Source organism: Vibrio splendidus (assembly GCF_024347615.1).
In the GTDB taxonomy this organism is placed as follows: Bacteria; Pseudomonadota; Gammaproteobacteria; order Enterobacterales; family Vibrionaceae; genus Vibrio; species Vibrio splendidus.
Genome location: NZ_AP025508.1, coordinates 2019999 through 2039648, shown reverse-complemented (window position 1 = coordinate 2039648; position 19650 = coordinate 2019999). Strand labels below are relative to the sequence as shown.

Below are 19650 nucleotides of genomic sequence, written 5' to 3'. Positions count from 1 at the left end.
TGCTATAACCTCAAATCCATTTAATAAATAGGGCGGAAAAGTCCGCCCTAATTGATGCTTGTAAATTTATTAACGGATTGGTGGAGCGTACATAAAGCCGCCCGCATTCCATAGTGCGTTTACGCCACGAGAGATCTGTAGTGGTGAACCTGTACCAACAGTACGTTCGAAGCTCTCACCGTAGTTACCAACTTGTTTAATGACTTGGTAACCCCAATCGTCACGAATACCAAGGCCTTTACCTTTAGGACCGTCTACACCAAGAATACGTTTGATGTTTGGATCTTTTGACTTAAGCATTTCGTCAGCATTCTTAGAAGAGATACCGTACTCTTCCGCGTTAATCATTGCTGAAAGTGTCCATTTAGCAACGTTGAACCACTTGTCATCATCTTGACGAACAACAGGGCCTAGTGGCTCTTTAGAGATGATTTCAGGAAGTACTTGTGCAGATTTAGGATCAGCTAAGTTTAGGCGAAGTGCGTATAGACCAGATTGGTCAGTCGTTAGCACATCACAACGACCCGCGTCGAAGCCTTTAGATGTTTGTGCTGCCGTATCGAATACCACTGGCTTGTAAGACATGCCACTGTTACGGAAGTAATCGGCTAGGTTAAGTTCAGTTGTTGTACCTGATTGAACACATACAGAAGCGCCATCAAGCTCTTGAGCACTTGTTAGACCGAGTTCTTTCTTAACCATGAAGCCTTGACCATCGTAGTAGTTAACGCCTACGAAGTTCAGACCTAGAGCAGTGTCACGATGTAGTGTCCATGTTGTGTTACGAGATAGTACGTCGATTTCGCCAGATTGAAGCGCGGTAAAACGTTCTTTAGCAGTAAGAGGTACATACTTAACTTTAGTTTTGTCACCGAGTACAGCCGCTGCAAGAGCTTGACAATACTCAACATCAATTCCTTCCCATTCACCTTTTGAGTTAGGGTTAGAGAACCCTGGAAGACCGGTACTTACACCACAAGTTAGAAAACCTTGAGATGTGACTTTGTCCAGAGTGCTTTCTGCCGCTGATGCTGATGTTGCCATCATCGCAGTTGATGCAGCTACTACTGAAGCAAGAAGTGTTAGTTTATTTGTCATTTGTATCCTTCCTTGTTAACCAGGTGACACCTGATACTCGTGCTCATTTGAGTTTTTCTATATGTGTTGCGTTTTCTATGACCTTGTTACTCAAATCAAACTGGTTGCATTTTGCAAATGAAACTGTGTGCGATTTAAACAACTATTTATAAGGTTAGGAAAGGATCCGTACTTTCACAAATGTATAATTTAAAAAGAATTTTGAATGAAATCACAAATCCGAACACAATTAGAATGACCAAATGTTAACTTAATGTAAATAGTGCAGCGCTTCACACTGTTGGTGCAACGAGATTTAGATTTTTATATTGACAATTGACTAGGTTAATATTCTGAATCAATGTCACAATGATGAAACATTAAACTTCAGAAAGATTGAAATTTGGTGAATAAATATTTTTATTGCACTTGGATAGTTATTAATATGCTCCAAATTTGGTAGCATGGCTGAATAGTTATTGAAGTCACCTCAAGGAAGAACATGCGTTATTTCCCAATGTTTTTAGATGTAGAAAATAAGCCGATCTTAGTGGTGGGTGGGGGTGAGGTTGCTTGCCGAAAAGTCGATAGCTTGTTAAGAGCTGGGGCGGATGTCACGTTAGTGTCCCCAAAGGTAGAGCCTTACTTAAAGCAGCTTGTCGATGAGAATAAATTACATTGGATTCAAAATTTTTACTCTTCACAACTTATCTCGAAAAACTACTTACAAGTGTGGGCAACAACAGACAATCCAAACCTAAATCATCAAGTACATAATGATGCAAAAAAAATGGGTATTCTTGTCAATGTGGTCGATGACTTACCCTATTGTGACTTCATCACTCCCTCAATGATAAATCGCGGAAGAATCCAAATTGCGATCTCAAGTGGGGGCGCATCACCTGTTTTGGTGAGAAATATTAGAGAAAAACTCGAAACGGTATTGCCACAAAACATAGGTTTGATTGCGGACTTTGGTGCATCAAAACGCAATTCGATTAAGGAGTCCTTTCCTACTGTTGATGAACGCCGCAAATTTTGGGAACGCTTTTTGTCATCCAGTTTTATCAATCAAGTGACGGATAGGGAGCAACTTGAATCGTATTATCAACAGTCGCTGACTGAGCAAGTTGATAGTGAAGGTCAGGTAACTTGGATTGAATTTGAGCAAGACGTTGAGTTATTGCCTATGAAGGCCCTACGTTTGATGCAAGAAGCAGAGTTAGTGCTTTCACCGAGCGATTGTCCATTTGAATTTGTTGACCTGTGCCGCCGAGACGCAGAAAGAGAAGGTTATGCTGACAGTGGAGAGCTGTCGACCAAGCTTGAGCAAGCGAGGGCCGAGAAATTGCGAGTGTGTGTCTTTATTCCACCAGCGAGTGTTGAGTTCAATTTACTGGCCGGCAAAGACCTTAAACTGTCTGTTGCCAAAGTGCTCAGTTGAGTTGATAGATTTTAGTTGAAGTGAGCGCTTTCTAGTTGTTTGAAATCGACTAGAGACGCTGAATAACATTGACCCGATAAATAAAAAGCCACTTCCCAAAGAAGTGGCTTTTTGCTATTTCGAACACGACATTGTGCTGATGAATGAGCAACCCAAATAAGCGGTCGCTCAAACTCAAAAATTAGTCGCGGAAGTTGTCAAACTGGAAAGGTTGACCAAGTTCACCGCTGCGAACTAGAGCCATAACAGCTTGTAGGTCATCACGCTTCTTACCGGTTACACGAACTTTGTCGCCTTGGATAGAAGCTTGAACCTTAACTTTGTTGTCTTTGATTAGCTTAACGATTTTCTTAGCGACATCCGTTTCGATGCCTTGCTTAAAGATAACCGTTTGGTGCCAAGTGCGACCTGTTTGGTCTGCCGCTTTCGCTTCCATCGCGTTAGGATCAACATTACGCTTTGTTAGGTTGCTACGAAGGATATCGCGCATTTGCTTCAGTTGAAAATCGTCTTGAGCAGTCAATTTTACTGATTCATCTTTGTAATCAAAGCTTGCTTCAACGCCGCGAAAATCGAAACGAGTCGATAGTTCACGGTTTGCGTTGTCTACCGCGTTACGCAGTTCTACTGCTTCTACTTCAGAGATAATGTCAAATGATGGCATTGTGTTGTTTCCTTAAGCTAAGTTTCTATCTTTAATTGCTGTTGCAAGCATATCTAGCATTGTTGCAGTATCTTCCCAGCTTAGGCATGGGTCAGTAATCGACTTGCCGTATTCTAGGTTGTTGATATCTGTCATTGGCTGGTTACCTTCTACAATGAAGCTTTCCGCCATGATGCCTGCAATTTGATTCTTGTTAGATTTGATTTGCTCACAAATGTCTTGTGCCACTTCTAACTGTTTACGGTGCTGTTTCTGACAGTTAGCGTGGCTAAAGTCTACAACCAAACGTTGAGGTAGATCGAATTCAGCCAGTTGCTTACATGCGTTATCTACAGATTCAGCATCAAAGTTAGGGCCTTTATCACCACCACGTAGAATTACGTGACCGTATGGGTTGCCAGAAGTACGGTAAACCGTCATACGGCCGTTCTTATCTGGCGAGTAGAAGTAGTGTGAAGCATGCGCAGCACGAATCGCATCAATAGCAATTTTGATGTTGCCGTTAGTTGCGTTCTTGAAACCAACTGGGCAAGACAGTGCAGAAGCCATTTCACGGTGAATCTGAGATTCAGTCGTACGAGCGCCAATTGCGCCCCAAGTGATAAGGTCTGCAATGTACTGACCGGTGATCATATCAAGGAATTCAGTCGCGGTAGCTAGGCCAAGCTTGTTGATATCTAGTAGAAGCTTACGAGCTTTGTTCAAGCCTGTTTCAAGTGCGTATGACCCATCAAGGTTAGGATCGGTAATCAAACCCTTCCAACCTACAACAGTACGAGGTTTCTCGAAGTAGGTTCTCATTACAACGAACAGTTCATCTTTGTACTGGTCTTGAATCTGACTTAGACGCTCGGCGTAATCAAGTGCCGCTTCTGTATCGTGAACAGAGCAAGGGCCTACGATAACTAATAGGCGGTTATCACGACCCGTTAGAATATCTTCGATTTGGCGGCGAGAATTTTTAATGCGCTCAGCAACGTCGTCAGTAATAGGATGTGCATTGCCTAGTTCGGCAGGAGTTGGCATAGGACCCAGAGCTTGGGTTCTCAACTCATCAGTTTTTAATGGCATGTGATGGCTTTTTTATTCTATTGCGAAGTGGTTAAGATAACGGAATTGAACAGAGGAATAAACTCTCTTAAGTCAAAGTTATCTCTGTTATTGCTAATATTCTTATTTTTATCAGCAGGCCAGCGCCAAATAAGGGATTTTCACTTGTATTAACAGGCAGCTATCGGTATTTTCGTTTGAACACAACATAAAAATGCTGGAGCAGCAATGACTCAAGAAAATCAAAGCACTTTGCACCCAGAACTGGTCTTAGGTGATGTGCTGCCTTCTTACAACGATAATAATAATTCTAACCACTTATACGTTTCATTATCTGAATTGGTTATGGATCGTATCTTCTATCACCCAAGTATTGAAAGTCACTTAGATACACTGACTGATATCGAAAAAACCTCTTTAGATGCGATCCTTGGCGATAAAACAGTCGATGAGCATTTTGTTTCGACCTTAGTGATTGCCATCCAAGCTGCCGTTCAGCCAAATCATACTTCTGTTCGTATCGCGTTAAGTAGTGCTGACAGCTATGGCTTCCGTTCACTACTTGGTGGTAACTGTGAAGCCGAAGAGATAAACCCGGCACTAGGTGTTCGTGGGGTTGCTCGTTATGCAACATCAGAGTACAGCAAAGCATTCGCTTTAGAGTGTCAGGTAATTAAAACATTGCGAGAGCAGGGTATTAACGTTGAAGTGGTTGTACCGTATGTACGAGCACTAAGCGATGCCGCTAAGATTATTGATTTGCTTGCAGAGCAAGGCTTACCGCGAGGCCTTAATGGTTTGAAAGTACTGTTCTCGTGCGATGTGCCGTCTGCAGTGCTACTGAGCGAAAGATTGCTGCATTACTTTGATGGTGTTGTAGTGAACGTTGATAGCTTAGCGTCTTTCACTTTAGGCGTAGACAAGCACAATGAAGCTCAGCAACATGCTTTTGATCCACAAAACGAGGCGGTTATTACCTTGTTGAGTATGATTGTTAAAGCAACGCTGAACGCGAAGAAGCCCGTCCTGCTTGTGACTCAAGGCTTGGTGGACTACCCGCGTCTACAAGGCTTTATCGCTGATCTTGACGGTGTTGAGACAGTCGTTACTGCATAGACCAGCTTATTGTCTAAATAAATCAACTTGCTGTATGAGTTTATTTAAAGCAATAAAGCGTTGAGAATGAAAGAGATATCATTATGCGATGATATCTCTTTTTTGTAACATTTTTTTGACATCTCGAGCGCTAATCGATTAACTGGTCTGATGACTTATTTGACTAGGTAACTCGAATGTTGACCCCTCTACAAAAAGCAAATTTCTACTTGAGCATGTTTGGCTTTTTCAAAGTGCCTCTGATCTGGCTATGCCGACCAAAACTGCTCGCACTGGATAATCAACATGTTGAAGTGAAAATTCCTCTCAAAAGACGAACTAAGAACCACCTCAATAGCATGTACTTTGGTGTGTTAGCAGTAGGTGCTGATGTGGCGGGGGGCTTTCTTGCAATGAGTAAATCTCAGCAGCAAGGCGAAAAGATCTCGCTGGCATTTAAAGAGGTGACAGGTAACTTCTTGAAGCGCCCAGAAGGTGACGTCCATTTCACTTGTAACGATGGTGAGCTGATCAACACTATGCTGGCTGAAACTATGTCTACTGGCGAGCGTGTGAATCAACCCGTGACCATAATCGCGACTTGTCCGTCTTTGCATGGCGATGAACCAATGGCGGAGTTCACGCTAACGCTTTCGATTAAGAAAGTTCCTTCTAGAAAATAGCTCGGAAGTATAAGGTTGGTCGGAATCTGAATCTGAATCTAGATCTGAAGGTCATAGTTCAACTGAAGGCATTCGTAGAACAAGTGGAAGAGCGGTATGTGAATTGAATATCCACATACCGTAACAACGCTATGACTCTTGGGTGATTTGCTCGATATCAACGATCTTTGAACGGTTCATTACGATTTTCCAACGGTAATAGGTCGGTTCAGTATCGTGATTGTTCTCTTTAATGATCAGGTTGAGCAGGTGACGCTTTTCGACAGACTCACGGCTTACTTGCCCTTCATTCAGGCGATATACGTTATTTGACCCCTTGTCCATCAAGCGTGTCAGCGCTCTCAGGCTGATCGATAACGTTTCACGAGTCTCTTCGTAACCACTCATGAATGTTGACGTCGACATCTCGGTATGTGAACGATAGTGCAAGACTTGCTCTTCACGCTGGACGACACGTTTCTTGCGTATTGATTGAATACGGTCAGCTAACTTGGAAAAGTTCGCATAGTCCAACCATTCAAGCTTGTGGCCGACAGATTTATTGGTTGTTGGGTCAAAGTAGCGACGCTTCCACTTGGGTTTGCCTTTACGAAGCCAACGCCAAAGGATGTCTCTCAAGTCATCTTTAAATATTTCACGCAGTGCGTAGATAAATGACATCGACACGATGAAAGAAGCGGTAATCTCTCCCAGAAAATCACGAGCCAATATGACGGTTGTCGTCACGACCACCATGACTAAGCCTGTCGCAATACCTTTAACGGCACGCTTAACGTTTTTACCCATGGAGGTGGTCTTCTCCTTGAGTACGATAGGGTGCTCTATCAAGCGTCGCAGCAGTCGCATCTTGTTACTCAGGCGCGTTACGTCTTCACGAACCTTGGCTGAGTTATAGCGATTAAGTTTACGATGGGCAGTCTCTTTGTCACACAAAGTCAAGAGTCGCTCTTTTATCGTCGAGTATTCGCTGCCACGCGGCATATGAGAGACCAGAGATAAGAACTTTTGCTCTGTGTACCAAGAAAGATAGTTATCAATGTTTGCGTAGTAGCGTTTGAGGTTTTCTTCATAAGGAATACTTCGGCGAAGCTTCTTCAAGATGTCTAACGCGAGCTCAATAACTTCATCAACCTCATCCGCTGTTACGTCGTCACTATCAGTCTTATTTAAACTGCTCACGGCTTTATCTAAAGCAATAACATATTGATACGCGAACAAACTCAAACTCACACGATACTGTGTCGTTGATAAGCGTCCACGTTTTGCCAAGCGACTGTGTACCAAAGGTAACAGTGTCTTGTCACTGTAGTAGGCGCGCTTTTGAGTAATTGAGCTGTAGAAAAAGGCACTTTCAGAAAGTACTTCGGGAGTGAGTCCGAGTTCACCGGGAATGAATAGATAAACGTCCATGTCGAGCTTTTTGGTCTTCGCCATTGCATGGTTAATTTTGAGTGTTATCGCATCTTGTTTATCAACGGTGATCAACGATGTCTCCTAGAATGTAAAAATATGAATGAAACTAGCGAAAGCATATCAGAGATCACGTATAATCACCGCCAAATTTAAAGTAGAGAAAATCTTGATGATTAATATTGGTCAAATAAACAACTTAGAAGTAGTAAAGCAAGCCGACTTCGGTGTATTCCTTGACGCTAGCGACTATGGAACCGTGTTGCTGCCAAAACGATTTACTCCTGAAGGTGTTGAAATTGGTCAAAAACTGGATGTTTTCTTATACATTGATTCTGACAACCAGATTGCTGCAACGACTGAAAAACCAATTGCTCAAGTGGGGCAGTTTGGCTTGATGACGGTTGAAGGCGTAAACAGCACCGGTGCATTCATGAGCTGGGGCGTGAAAGGTAAAGACCTTCTTGTTCCTTTCAGCGAGCAACGTGGCCGTTTAAACGAAGGTCAGTCAATCTTAGTATATGTGTATATCGATAAAGCATCTAGCCGCATTGTAGGTACAACAAAGTTCAACAAGTGGTTAGACAACACGCCTGCGACTTATAAGCAAAACGAGCAAGTGGATCTCATTATCGCTGAGCGCAGCCAGTTAGGTTACAAAGCGATCGTGAACGGTGAGCATTGGGGCATGATTTTCCCATCAGACATCATCGGTAAGCTGTTCATAGGTAAAGCGCTAAAAGGCTACATTAAAAACGTTCGTGAAGAAGACGGTAAGATTGACTTGTCTCTTCAGAAAATTGGTGTGGCTAAAATGGATGACCTAAGCACTAAGGTTCTCGATCTGCTTGAGAAGAAAGGTGGTTACTTACCTTTGAATGATAAATCTTCTCCGGAAGTTATTTTCTCTGCATTCAGAACCAGCAAAGGTACGTTCAAGAAGACAATTGGTGGTTTGTACAAGTCTGGCAAGATCACTATCGACAAAGAAGGCATCAGCCTAGTTAAATAAGCGAGCTTGTCGGCAAAAAAAAAGCCCAAACCTTCCTGTTTGGGCTTAGGGGAAAGGGCTCCGAAGAGCCTACGCTAATCGTTCTAATTCTTTGACTGTTAGACTGAAGTCTAGTTTAAATTTCCTAATAAGCGATTTTTGTTATTGGAAATAGCGACTTGAATTGATATTTATGTAATTAAGTGTTGATTTTACAGTGCTTCCCTTGAAATGAACTAGCCGACAAGAATAGAAAAAGCCCAAACAATGAAGATTGTTTGGGCTTTTTGTTTTTCTCAGTACAGTGAGAGCTTTAATCGAACGACTAGAAAAGGTTTTTGTCGCGTACTAGTTCTCTTGGTAAGCCATTCTTCACTCGGTTACCTACCCATTTACCAAGGCCGATGATTGCGCCGTTGTATTTTATTAGCACTTCGCCTTTGCCTGACAAGCCTTCTGGGCGAACGTCTCGGCCCATGAACCATTCTCGAGCATCTTCGATGTTGAGATCTACGATGTTAACTTCATTACCTGTCGCGAGTGTTGTCGCGACTTGGTGTTGCCATCGGTAACCTTTTTTATGGGTCTCTGCGATCTTGATGCCCATACGAGAGAAACGGAATGCACCGATCATAGGCTCTAGCGCCTCAGGGAACAGCCAAACGTCTTTATCTCGGATCCAAACTTGAGTATCACTTGGTAGTTCGATATCGAGTGCGCCCAGCAGTTGTTCAGCGACTTCTTGTTGAGCTTTCTTTGACGCTTTTTCAAATGGGAATTTCCCCATGCGTTTTTTAACTTCTGGTGGAGTCACAGACGCTAGTTTACGGATACGTGCAACAAAGAAACCTTCAGAGTCATACACCTGAGGGAAGATGTGAAGAAAGCCTTCTTCAGTAGTCGTTGCTTTTGCGTTGTCGAACAGTGATTCAAGAGATTCAAACTCAACCGCATCACCAAAGGTTTCTTTTAGGTGATGGCACACTTGTTGGTTCTCTTCAGTGCTTAACGTACATGTTGAGTAAACCAAAACACCATTAGGTTTAAGAGCATGGAATGCACTTTCAATTAGGTCTTTTTGCGTGTCGGCAATATCGACTACAGATTGATACGTCCAGTTCTTCATCGCATCAGCGTCTTTACGAATGGTACCTTCGCCAGAGCAGGGTGCATCCAGTAAGACAGCATCAAACTGTTCTGGCAACCAACCACCGAAAACTCGACCATCGAAGTTACTGAGTGCGGCATTACGAACGCCACAACGTTCGATGTTGGCGTGAAGTACTTTCACACGGCTTGCAGCGTATTCATTGGCAACCAACACGCCGCGATTATTCATTAGCGCAGCGATTTGCGTTGTTTTAGATCCGGGTGCAGCAGCAGTATCTAGCACGGCTTGGTAATCAGCTTCGCCTTGGAAAAGTGCCGAAGGTGGCATCATAGAACTGGCTTCTTGGATGTAGAAAAGACCAGACATGTGTTCTGCCGTATTACCTAGAGGCGCTTCACTTTCATCGGCTGTAATCCAAAAACCCGTTTCACACCAAGGTACAGGTTCCAGTTCCCAGCCTTTCTCTTTTGCTCGTATTAGGAAGTCTTCAACACTAATTTTCAGTGTGTTGACTCGAATACTTTTACGAAGTGGTTTTTGGCATGAGGCAACAAAAGAAGCCATATCTAGGTTACTAGGCATGATCGCTTCGATGTGCGTTAGGAATTCTTCAGGAATATATACGTTAGCGTGCAAAAGAGTATCTCGAATTATTGCATTAATGCGGGGAGTTTAAAGCAAAATGAGGTCGTCCTAAACCATATTTACGGCAAACAACAAAAATGCAGCCGAATGGCTGCATTTTGATGAAGAATTAATCTTCGTTAAGCTGTATTAATTTGCATGGAGCTTCTGAGGATTCACTCTATGGGCGAGGAATCGCGGTTCTCCATGACTTCCACTCATCTTCTGCTTGAGGGTATAGATAGAAAGACTGATCTTCGCTTGCCACAGGCTGAAGTTCACTCGTCGGTGGTGTTGAGAAGGTAATTCCGCCTCTTAATAAACTGTCTACCGTTCCTGCTTTGATGTTTGCACCAGAGAGACCGATAGAAACATCGACACCCGACACGTTCCAGAACACAGTGTTTGCGCGGATCAGATACGCGTAGTCAGGTTCTATTTGAATCGTAGAGATGATGCGGTCAGCAAACTCGCCTAGTTGAACATCGATAACACTACCGATTTCTAGCTCACGGAATAGGATAGGCGTGCCTTCAGACACCGAGCCTCGCGTTTCGCTTTGTAGCTGGAATATCTTGCCTTCAGGCTGCACTGGTCCTTTGCTAAGCTTAAATTTCGTACTTCTGTCACCATTGCCCGGATCTACGTTGATGTGCTTAGAGAGAAGCGCAGAGACGTTTTTGATGCCATTAAGGCCGATCTCAGGTTCTGCCAACCAGAAGTGACTGTTCGCCACGGCAATTTTGTCAACGTACTCCGGTAAGATTCGCGCGGTAATTTCAATGCCGCCTTTGTTGAAGTTAGGAATCACCAAAGTAACCTCACCAACAGTGACACCTTGGTATTTGATCGCCATACCCTTGCTGACTTCTTGATCGCCAGAAGAGGTAATCGTAATCGCGCGGCCAAATTTTCGAGCGGATTTAGAATCTTTGTACAGCTTCCACACATCGCCAAGCTTATTGTCTATACCGGGAAGCGAATCAAAAGCAATGCCACCTTGAATTAGCGTTTTAACGGGTGCTGCTTTAATACTAATACCCGATAGCGAAGCATCAATCTCAACGCCTGAGCGGTTCCAGAAAACGGTATGTTTATTGAGTAAGTGCGTGTAACGATTTTCGATCGTGACTTTGATTCTTACACCACCATCTGCAAGCTGAAAATCCGAAATACTACCCACTTGTAGGTTACGGTAGAGCAGTGGGCTGCCTTTAGAAATTGAAGGTAACTCACTAGCAAATAACGAAAGCGTCTTTGATCCTGACTGATTAAACTTAGCGATTTCTGCTAACGATTTGCTTTGGAAAAGTTGGTAGTCAGTTCGAGCTTCAGGTTTACCTTCACTCACAAAGCTGATCGAGCCAGTAAGAAGCTGCTTTGCCGGTGGAACCGTAACACTTAGACCTGATTCGGTCAGCTCTGCGGTCGCACTGCCTGTCACAAAGAAACGGTTGTGGCTTTTGATTAGGTGCGCATATTCGTTATCGATAAGCGCATCCATAAACACTTCGTGCTTGTCAGAGCCAGTGCCAACACCATCAACTAAGCCAACTTGAATGATAGAGCCAACGGCAATGCCTTTGTAGAGCAGTTGTGTACCGACATCTAATCCGAATGAATTGTTCGATGTTAAGCGAATCGCGACTGACTTTTCTTGTTCCTGACTGAACTCGTTTTTACGAATCGCAGTAAATCGACGCGCTTTTTCACCTTCGCCCGGTACCAAGGTTAAAAAGTTACCTGTCACTAAGTTGGCAATGTTTTTCATACCAGTGAGTGACAATTCAGCTTCTTCTAAAACGAATTTACTCCCGCTATTTAAAAAGTCGCTGAATGCCGGTTGGATAGCGGCAGATGCAACCACGTTTTCGCGACCTTCGCTTAAAGATAAATCAGTGATCTGACCTATTTCGATGCCTCGATACATGATTGGAGCGCCTGTTGCGCTGATCTTGTTGTCATCTGGCACGGCGATCTTGATAGAGATGCCACGACCGGCGGTTTTCAAATCTGGGTAGAGCTTGAACTTGGTGTTCATCTCGACGGGCTGACCTTCTCCGGGAGAGTCAACTGCAATTGAACCACCAAGCAATGCACTTAGGCTCTCTAAACGAACATCAACACCAGAAAAACCAATACTTGCACCTAAACCACTGACATTCCAAAAACGACTTTGGTCGGTAATGATATGGCTGTATTCATCTTTAATCGACGCTTGGATCGTAACGGACTTCGCGTTGTCGTTTAACTGGTAGTTGTAAACCTCACCAATTGGAATTTTACGATAAACGATTTGAGAGCCAACAGACACACCGCCCAGATCTTTGGTCGTCAGTGAAATGTTCAAACCTTCAGAAGCGAGTAAATCAGAAGGGGACGATTCTAGGGCTTGGAAAACGGTTTCTGGTTCTTCTTTGGTTTCGCTAGGATGAATAGCAATGTAGTTACCCGAAACAAGCGCGTCTAACCCTGAGATACCAGACAAACTCGCCGTTGGTTTTACGAGCCAGAAACGTGTGCCCTTTGAAAGTAACTTTTTCGCTTCTGGGTAGATGTCAGCATCGACATAGATACTCGATAAATCTTTTGACAAGGTGATGTCGCGTACCATACCCACCTCTAATCCTTGGTAACGAATCGTTGTTCGACCTGCGACTAAACCTGCGGCATCTGAGAAGTATATCTGCACACGTTGCCCTGCATCGTGTATCGATTTCATGACCAACCAACCGGCTAAGGCGACGGTTAATATCGGCAGAATCCACAAAGGTGAGATGCCTTTGTTTTTTCTTACTTCTGGTGAATATGATGTTTGTGATTGGTTATCGTTGTTCATTCACTGACTCATCTTTAGAGGTGTAGTTATCCCAAATTAGCCTAGGATCTAAGCTTTCCGCTGCCAGCATCGTGAGAACAACAACGACACCAAAAGCGACTGCACCATAACCTGGTGTAAAGTTTAAAATCTGTCCACGGTCGACCAAGGTCATCATGATCGAAATAACGAACAGATCCATCACCGACCATTTTCCCACCCACTTCACAATGAAATAGATGGTCATGCGCTGCCTGTGGTAAACCGCGCGCTTCATCTTGATACAAATTAAGATGTACGTTAGGCCAAGTATTTTCGCAACAGGCACGACGATACTGGCAATAAAAATGATCGCTGCGATGCCATACATGTCGCTATTGATTAGCGAAGCGACACCAGAAATTATCGTGTCTTCTAACCTTTGTCCGTTTGTAATAAGGATAGAAATAGGAATAACGTTGGCTGGTACGATAGCCACTGACGCAGCAAACAATAGAGCCCATGTCTTCTGTATAGAGTAGGGCTTACGGTGATATAAGTCATGGTGACAACGTACGCAAGTATGACCTTCAGGTTGAGAAAGATGGCAGTTGTGGCAGTGTACGTTCTTACTTTCTACAAAAGAGTAATCAGACTCTTGAGCCCAAGCTTCCCAATAGCGACGCACACTGATACGGCTTACCAGTAATACACTGAAAAGCTGCAGTAAAATCAATCCAACTAAACCAGGGCCGACAAAAATATCGGAGTAATCCTGCAGTTTGAAGCATGAGACAGCCAAACTTACCAGAAATACATCCAACATCATCCAATGCTTTAATGTCTGGATGATGGATAACGCATACCTAAATGGCGTGAAAATCTTAAAGCGCAGTGCTGCATGAGTGACGAGTACAGAGGTACAAACGAGTAACGGGGCGATCGAACTACAGAATAGGATGAGTAGGCCTAGTAGAGGGAAGCCTTCACCCATTAAAGTAAAGACACCTGATGGTAACGTCGCAGGTATCATGACGCCAATAAGACGAATACTGATAAATTCAAAAAAGTGTGAGGGGATAAATAGCAATAAGCAGGTAATCGCGATTGCTAGGTTTCCAGACAGGCTAGGTGTACCGCCTCGGTAAAGCTGGGTGCCACACCTTGGACAATATGCGGATTTCCCCAGAGGGATCTCCATTTTATCAACGGGGAGTTCGCAGCCTTGACACAGACGTACAGAGCTGCTGTCGCACTGGTGCTCGGTTCTTAACGGAGACTTAGTTGCTAACGTAGACTTAGTTGTCAACGGAGACTCAGTTGACAACTGGTGCTGAGTCGATAAAGAGTTGGTTTCGGATGGGGAGGTCACGCGACCTCCCAAGTTGAAACACTAATCAGACTTTTAAGCTGATTTAAATGCCTAGAACTACACTGATTTAAGTCCCTAGAACAATAAATATCAGGCGTGCGATTGCACACTGCCATAGAGTGTTTGATATAGTCCTTGTTGTTCAACCAATTCACCATGCGTTCCCGTCTGTGTGACTTGCCCATCTTCTAAAACATAGATTAGATCGGCCTGTTTCACCGCTGATAATCGATGAGCCACTATCAAAGTTGTGCGATCTTTCAAAAACTCGCTTAGTGCTTTATGCAGTGCTGACTCTGTTGCTGTATCCAGTGCAGATGTCGCTTCGTCAAGAATAACAAACTTAGGATTACTCAGCACCATGCGGGCGATCGCTAAGCGTTGTCGTTGACCACCAGACAGTCGAACGCCATTCCTACCAATTTGAGTATCCAAACCGTTACTTAGCTGCTTAATCACATCTTGCATCTGAGACACTTCAAGCGCACGCCATAGCGACATTTCATCGTATTCGGCGCCGAGGGTCAGATTATGCCTCAATGTGTCATTAAAAAGTATAGGTTGCTGTAAAACAACGGCAATTTGATTACGAATTACATCAAAGCTGATGTCGTCCGTTGTTTCACCGTTATAACGAATACAACCAGAGTCGGCTTGATAAACCCCAATCAGTAACTGTATTAATGTCGATTTACCTCCGCCACTGGCACCGACTAGAGCGACCTTTTTACCCGCAGGTATGTGTAAGGATAGCCTATTTAAAACAGTGTTTTCTAATGTGTAAGAGAATGTAACATCTTCAATATCGACGGTCACTTCTTGATGTTCATTGAACGGGTTTACTTTACTCACCGGACGATGCTCTTCTTCAAGTAGCAGTAGGTCGTTAATACGTTGAAGCGCTGCCTTCGCGCTATACCACGAAAACTGAATCCCTAACAACTCTTGAACAGGGCCTAGCATGAACCACAAATAGCCGAATACTGCGAAAATTTGGCCAATGGTTAAATCACTAAATAATACCATCAGCATTGCCACAGCACGGAACAGTTCAAAACCTAATAGAAACAATAAAAAGGACACTCGACCTGCGGCTTCAGATTGCCACGCGTATTTATCGGCATCGATTCTTACTTGGTTTGCTTGAACTTTCAGTTCATCGAGAAAGATACGCTCTTTGTTAGCGGCACGAAGTTGATAGATGCCATCTAAAGTCTCAACTAGGCGATTCTGAAAACGCTCAAAAGACTGATTCTCGTATTTCTTGAGGTGTTTAACACGGCTACCGAGTTTACGAGAAAAATAAATAACAACAGGATTGACCAGTAGAATGAACAGCCCTAAACGCCACTCTAACCATAGTAAGACGATAGCGGTACCCAGCACCGTTAAGAAGCTGATGATAAATTTAGAAAGAGTCGAGCCAATGAACTTATCAATAGTCTCTATGTCTGTAATAAGGTGAGCATTAATCCCGCCGCTGCCTTTGGTCTCGTATTGTCGGATGCTAATGCGGCCAAGTTTATCGATCATCTTGCTACGCATTTGGTAGGTGATCGTTTTGGAAACCAAAGTAAATTGACGACCTTGTAGAATATTCAACGCTTGGCTAGCAGAGCGCATCAGGATAACCAACAAGAGAGTAAGAGCAATATAGCCAGTTGGGGTTTGCAGCGAGACTGGAAGTAGGTGATTCATCATCTCTAACCCTGAAGCTGGCTTATCAAGCAAAACTTCGTCGACCATGAGTGGCATAAGCAGAGGGATAGGGACACTAATTAAGGTTGCAATAATGGCAACAAAGTTAGCAAACAGTAATTTGGACTTGTGTTTTTTTACTTGAGTTATCAACCAAGAACGGCTAATAGTGTCTTCTGAATTGTTCATTCTAATGAGAATAAGTCCTATTTAGTTTGATGGCCGCATTTTACTGCGTTCTCTTGATAATGGAAGTCTCAATTTAATTGGAAGTTAATATGAAAATAGAACATTACCAACGCTTAACCAAACAAGCCGTTGCATTAATTGAATCTGAAACCGATCTAATTGCAAATCTTGCAAATATTAGTTCATTATTATTCATGGAATTGGATGAACTGAATTGGGCGGGTTTCTATTTAATCAAGCAAGACCTAGCTAAGGAAAAAGACGAACTAGTACTGGGTCCATTCCAAGGTCAACCTGCTTGCGTTCGAATTCCGGTAGGGCGCGGTGTGTGTGGAACTGCGGTTGCGACAAACACAGTTCAGCGTATTCATGATGTGCATGAGTTCGAAGGTCACATCGCTTGTGACGCTGCAAGTAACTCAGAAATCGTTATTCCATTCTCTATCGATGGCAAAGTTGTGGGTGTTCTTGATATCGATAGTCCAAATATTGGTCGTTTTTCTCAAATTGATGAAGACGGATTGACATTTTTTATGGCTGAAGTGGAAAAGGTGCTTAATTCGCACGCGAACAAGGCATAAATTATTCTCTTACTGTGGTTTTTCCCAAGCATCTCTCTATAATACGTAAAAATATTTTCTTAATGCTCGCGGAAAACCGCAAAAACCAGGAACCCACATGGAAAACACTGAAAAGTTAAAAAACAGCAAAGAAGTTATCGCATATATTGCTGAATGTTTCCCTAAATGCTTTACTCTAGAAGGTGAAGCAAAACCACTTAAAATTGGTATTTTTCAAGATCTTGCTGAACGTCTAAATGAAGACGAAAAAGTAAGTAAGACTCAGCTTCGTGCAGCGTTAAGACAGTACACATCATCATGGCGTTACCTGCACGGCGTAAAAGCTGGCGCAGATCGTGTTGACCTAGACGGCAACACGTGTGGCACGTTAGAAGAAGAGCACGTTGAGCACGCTAAAGCTACACTTGCAGAAAGCAAAGCGAAAGTTCAGGCTCGTCGTAAAGAACAAGCACAGAAAGCTCGTGAAGAAGGCAAAGCGAAAGCTAAGGCGAAGAAAGCTCAACAGCCTCGTCGTCAAGCGCCTAAAGCACCGAAAGTAGAAAAGCCTGTAGAAACACGCGCTTTGAACGCTGACGAATTCATCGCTGGCAAAGAAGTAAATGTGAACATGGGTACAGGAAACATGGCTGCGACCATTGTTGAAATCAATAAGGAAGATGTGCGTGTTCAGTTAGCAAACGGCCTACAAATGGTTGTTAAAGCGGAGCACTTGCGCGCTTAAAGGAGATACTCCTACGCATGAAATGCCGTTCAAAATTGACACTGATTGCTGCTAGCTTTTGTCTAGCAGCTTCAGCTCAGGCTCTTGAAGCCAAATTAGATCAGGACGATTTACCTTTACTCGTTCCTGAGGCCCAACACGAAACTGCTAGTAAACGTGTTACTTCTCGATTTACTCGTTCTCACTATAAACACTTCAATCTCAACGATGATTTCTCTCAAGCTATCTTTAATCGTTATTTAGAGATGCTGGATTATAATCGTAATATCTTCACTCAAGCTGATATTGACTCTTTCTCCTCATCATCTGTTCAAATTGATGATCAGCTGAAAGCGGGTAATAACCAGATTGCTTTCGATGTTTATAATCTTTCTATGCAGAAGCGTTTTGAACGTTTTCAGTATGCGCTGTCTTTGCTAGACACTGAGATTAAGTTTGATACCGATGAAAGTATTGAGCTCAATCGCAATGAAGCGGAATGGCCGAAAGATATCGCCGAAGTGAATGAGCTTTGGAGGAAGCGTGTTAAATACGATGCGTTGAATCTAAAACTTACTGGTAAAGAATGGCCAGAGATTCAAGAAGTTTTGGAAAAGCGTTACAACAATGCGATGAAGCGTATCACGCAATCGCATAATGAAGATGCTTTCCAAATCTACATGAACGCATTTGCGCGTGAAGTTGATCCTCACACCAGCTACCTCTCTCCAAGAAATGCAGAGCAATTCCAATCAGAGATGAATCTATCTCTAGAAGGTATTGGTGCTGTACTTCAGATGACTGACGACTACACCGTTATTCGATCTCTCGTTGCTGGTGGCCCTGCGTCAAACAGCAAACAATTGAGCGACGGCGATCGTATTGTTGGTGTCGGTCAATATGGCGAAGAGATTGTTGATGTTATCGGCTGGCGTTTAGACGATGTAGTGCAATTAATCAAAGGACCGAAAGGGACCAAAGTTAAGCTACAGATCCTGCCAGATGGTAAAGATGCAAAAAGTCACGTTGTCACAATTGTACGCGATAAGATTCGTTTAGAAGACCGCGCTGTTAAGTCAGAAGTTATCGAGAAAGATGGCAAGAAGATTGGTGTACTAGAAGTACCAAGCTTCTATGTTGGTCTTTCTAAAGATACAGACAAACTGATCACTGAGCTTAAAGGGCAAGGTGTTGAAGGCATTATTGTTGATCTGAGAAACAACGGTGGTGGTGCACTCACTGAAGCAACTGAACTCTCTGGTTTGTTTATCAAAGAGGGACCGGTTGTTCAGGTGCGTGATAGCTACGGTCGTGTCAAAGTGAACAGTGATACTGATGGCGAAATTAGTTACCAAGGCCCACTAACGGTATTGGTCAATCGCTACAGTGCTTCAGCCTCTGAGATCTTTGCGGCAGCGATGCAAGATTACGGTCGTGCAATCATTCTTGGAGAAAACTCTTTCGGTAAAGGAACGGTGCAACAACATCGCTCTTTGAATCATATCTATGATTTATTCGATAAAGAGTTGGGCTACGTTCAATACACAATCCAGAAATTCTATCGAATCAATGGTGGCAGTACGCAAAACAAAGGTGTAGTACCTGATATTGCTTACCCAACGCCAATTGATCCTGCTGATACTGGTGAAAGTGTTGAAGATAATGCTCTGCCTTGGGACAGTATTGATAAAGCAAATTATTCAGTGTTACAGCGTAACGATGAAGAAATAATTGCTTTGACTGCCCAACATCAAGCTCGCATTGCTACTGACATGGAATTCGGCTTTATCGCGCAAGATATTGAAAAATATAAGGCAGATAAAGACGATAACGACCTTTCTTTGAATGAAAAGGTACGTCAGCAAGAGAGCGATGATGCGGATACGCTTCGTCTAGATCGTATCAACCAACGTCAAAAAGCCGCTAAATTAGAGGCATTTAAAACGTTAGATGATATTCCTAAAGACTATGAAGCCCCGGATGCTTATCTTGATGAGTCTGTTGCTATCATGCTGGATATGATCAAGAAATAGAGCAAATACCTGTTAAAAGGTGATTGTTTAAAGATGCACAATTTAAAAAGCGAGCCTAGGCTCGCTTTTTTTTGTCTATGATTTGACAGGAATACCTGATTGTAACCGTTGAGATTGTCGCAAAGAACACT

At 43.2% G+C, this 19650-nt stretch carries 15 protein-coding genes; 7 read left to right on the top strand and 8 right to left on the bottom strand.

From position 1 onward, the window contains the following. Window positions 1-69: 69 nt before the first annotated feature. On the bottom strand, window positions 70-1098 hold the full coding sequence (locus tag OCU90_RS09245) for an amino acid ABC transporter substrate-binding protein (RefSeq protein WP_004733634.1): 1029 nt from the start codon (window positions 1096-1098) through the stop codon (window positions 70-72). Between the two features lie 481 nt (window positions 1099-1579). On the opposite strand from OCU90_RS09245, the gene OCU90_RS09240 reads away from it, so the two are divergent. Further along, a complete protein-coding gene (locus OCU90_RS09240; RefSeq protein ID WP_004733633.1) occupies window positions 1580-2521 on the top strand; it encodes a precorrin-2 dehydrogenase/sirohydrochlorin ferrochelatase family protein in 942 nt (313 codons plus the stop codon). Between the two features lie 181 nt (window positions 2522-2702). Here OCU90_RS09240 and OCU90_RS09235 read toward each other — a convergent pair whose 3' ends face one another. Both OCU90_RS09235 and OCU90_RS09230 read right to left on the bottom strand, forming a co-directional pair. Continuing rightward, window positions 2703-3185, bottom strand: coding sequence for a YajQ family cyclic di-GMP-binding protein (locus OCU90_RS09235; protein ID WP_004733632.1), 483 nt, complete (start codon window positions 3183-3185; stop codon window positions 2703-2705). 12 nt (window positions 3186-3197) lie between these two features. After that, window positions 3198-4256: a 3-deoxy-7-phosphoheptulonate synthase gene (locus OCU90_RS09230; RefSeq protein ID WP_017077204.1), complete on the bottom strand. Its 1059-nt coding sequence runs from the start codon at window positions 4254-4256 to the stop codon at window positions 3198-3200. Window positions 4257-4463: 207 nt separating this feature from the next. Here OCU90_RS09230 and OCU90_RS09225 point away from each other — a divergent pair, with 207 nt between their 5' ends. Both OCU90_RS09225 and OCU90_RS09220 read left to right on the top strand, forming a co-directional pair. Further along, the gene (locus tag OCU90_RS09225) at window positions 4464-5351 is read left to right on the top strand and encodes a putative PEP-binding protein (protein WP_017095590.1); all 888 of its coding nucleotides are present in this window, start codon (window positions 4464-4466) and stop codon (window positions 5349-5351) included. 176 nt (window positions 5352-5527) lie between these two features. Further along, window positions 5528-6013, top strand: a complete 486-nt coding sequence (locus OCU90_RS09220) for a PaaI family thioesterase (RefSeq protein WP_017082222.1) — start codon at window positions 5528-5530, stop codon at window positions 6011-6013. A gap of 129 nt (window positions 6014-6142) precedes the next feature. Here the strand turns inward: OCU90_RS09220 and OCU90_RS09215 are convergent, their stop codons facing one another. Further along, window positions 6143-7498, bottom strand: a complete 1356-nt coding sequence (locus OCU90_RS09215; RefSeq protein WP_004733628.1) for a hypothetical protein — start codon at window positions 7496-7498, stop codon at window positions 6143-6145. A gap of 28 nt (window positions 7499-7526) precedes the next feature. Here OCU90_RS09215 and OCU90_RS09210 point away from each other — a divergent pair, with 28 nt between their 5' ends. Continuing rightward, on the top strand, window positions 7527-8435 hold the full coding sequence (locus tag OCU90_RS09210; protein ID WP_004733627.1) for a CvfB family protein: 909 nt from the start codon (window positions 7527-7529) through the stop codon (window positions 8433-8435). 304 nt (window positions 8436-8739) lie between these two features. Here OCU90_RS09210 and rsmF read toward each other — a convergent pair whose 3' ends face one another. The 4 genes from rsmF to OCU90_RS09190 all read right to left on the bottom strand — a co-directional run bounded on the left by rsmF (window position 8740) and on the right by OCU90_RS09190 (window position 16205). Further along, complete coding sequence (gene rsmF, locus OCU90_RS09205) at window positions 8740-10161, bottom strand: 16S rRNA (cytosine(1407)-C(5))-methyltransferase RsmF (protein ID WP_061024227.1); 1422 nt, start codon at window positions 10159-10161, stop codon at window positions 8740-8742. 169 nt (window positions 10162-10330) lie between these two features. Beyond that, entirely contained in the window at window positions 10331-12988 is a 2658-nt protein-coding gene (locus OCU90_RS09200; RefSeq protein WP_017077209.1) for an MlaD family protein, read from the bottom strand. After that, window positions 12975-14330, bottom strand: a complete 1356-nt coding sequence (locus OCU90_RS09195) for a paraquat-inducible protein A (protein ID WP_061024226.1) — start codon at window positions 14328-14330, stop codon at window positions 12975-12977. The genes OCU90_RS09200 and OCU90_RS09195 overlap by 14 nt, the downstream gene beginning before the upstream one ends. 78 nt (window positions 14331-14408) lie before the next feature. Then, on the bottom strand, window positions 14409-16205 hold the full coding sequence (locus tag OCU90_RS09190) for an ABC transporter ATP-binding protein (protein ID WP_017106992.1): 1797 nt from the start codon (window positions 16203-16205) through the stop codon (window positions 14409-14411). A gap of 89 nt (window positions 16206-16294) precedes the next feature. On the opposite strand from OCU90_RS09190, the gene OCU90_RS09185 reads away from it, so the two are divergent. From OCU90_RS09185 to prc, 3 genes are all read left to right on the top strand, one after another. Continuing rightward, entirely contained in the window at window positions 16295-16786 is a 492-nt protein-coding gene (locus OCU90_RS09185) for a GAF domain-containing protein (RefSeq protein WP_017077212.1), read from the top strand. 97 nt (window positions 16787-16883) lie between these two features. Then, window positions 16884-17507: an RNA chaperone ProQ gene (gene proQ, locus OCU90_RS09180; RefSeq protein ID WP_004733641.1), complete on the top strand. Its 624-nt coding sequence runs from the start codon at window positions 16884-16886 to the stop codon at window positions 17505-17507. Window positions 17508-17524: 17 nt separating this feature from the next. After that, window positions 17525-19519: a carboxy terminal-processing peptidase gene (prc, locus tag OCU90_RS09175; RefSeq protein ID WP_061024225.1), complete on the top strand. Its 1995-nt coding sequence runs from the start codon at window positions 17525-17527 to the stop codon at window positions 19517-19519. Window positions 19520-19650 lie beyond the last annotated feature (131 nt).

Bases quoted from the DNA above. Each gene is read 5' to 3' on its own strand.
- OCU90_RS09245 (WP_004733634.1), bottom strand. From the start codon at position 1,098: ATGACAAATAAACTAACACTTCTTGCTTCAGTAGTAGCTGCATCAACT.
- proQ (WP_004733641.1), top strand. From the start codon at position 16,884: ATGGAAAACACTGAAAAGTTAAAAAACAGCAAAGAAGTTATCGCATAT.
- OCU90_RS09235 (WP_004733632.1), bottom strand. From the start codon at position 3,185: ATGCCATCATTTGACATTATCTCTGAAGTAGAAGCAGTAGAACTGCGT.
- OCU90_RS09200 (WP_017077209.1), bottom strand. From the start codon at position 12,988: ATGAACAACGATAACCAATCACAAACATCATATTCACCAGAAGTAAGA.
- OCU90_RS09190 (WP_017106992.1), bottom strand. From the start codon at position 16,205: ATGAACAATTCAGAAGACACTATTAGCCGTTCTTGGTTGATAACTCAA.
- OCU90_RS09225 (WP_017095590.1), top strand. From the start codon at position 4,464: ATGACTCAAGAAAATCAAAGCACTTTGCACCCAGAACTGGTCTTAGGT.
- prc (WP_061024225.1), top strand. From the start codon at position 17,525: ATGAAATGCCGTTCAAAATTGACACTGATTGCTGCTAGCTTTTGTCTA.
- OCU90_RS09230 (WP_017077204.1), bottom strand. From the start codon at position 4,256: ATGCCATTAAAAACTGATGAGTTGAGAACCCAAGCTCTGGGTCCTATG.
- OCU90_RS09210 (WP_004733627.1), top strand. From the start codon at position 7,527: ATGAAACTAGCGAAAGCATATCAGAGATCACGTATAATCACCGCCAAA.
- OCU90_RS09185 (WP_017077212.1), top strand. From the start codon at position 16,295: ATGAAAATAGAACATTACCAACGCTTAACCAAACAAGCCGTTGCATTA.
- OCU90_RS09240 (WP_004733633.1), top strand. From the start codon at position 1,580: ATGCGTTATTTCCCAATGTTTTTAGATGTAGAAAATAAGCCGATCTTA.
- OCU90_RS09220 (WP_017082222.1), top strand. From the start codon at position 5,528: ATGTTGACCCCTCTACAAAAAGCAAATTTCTACTTGAGCATGTTTGGC.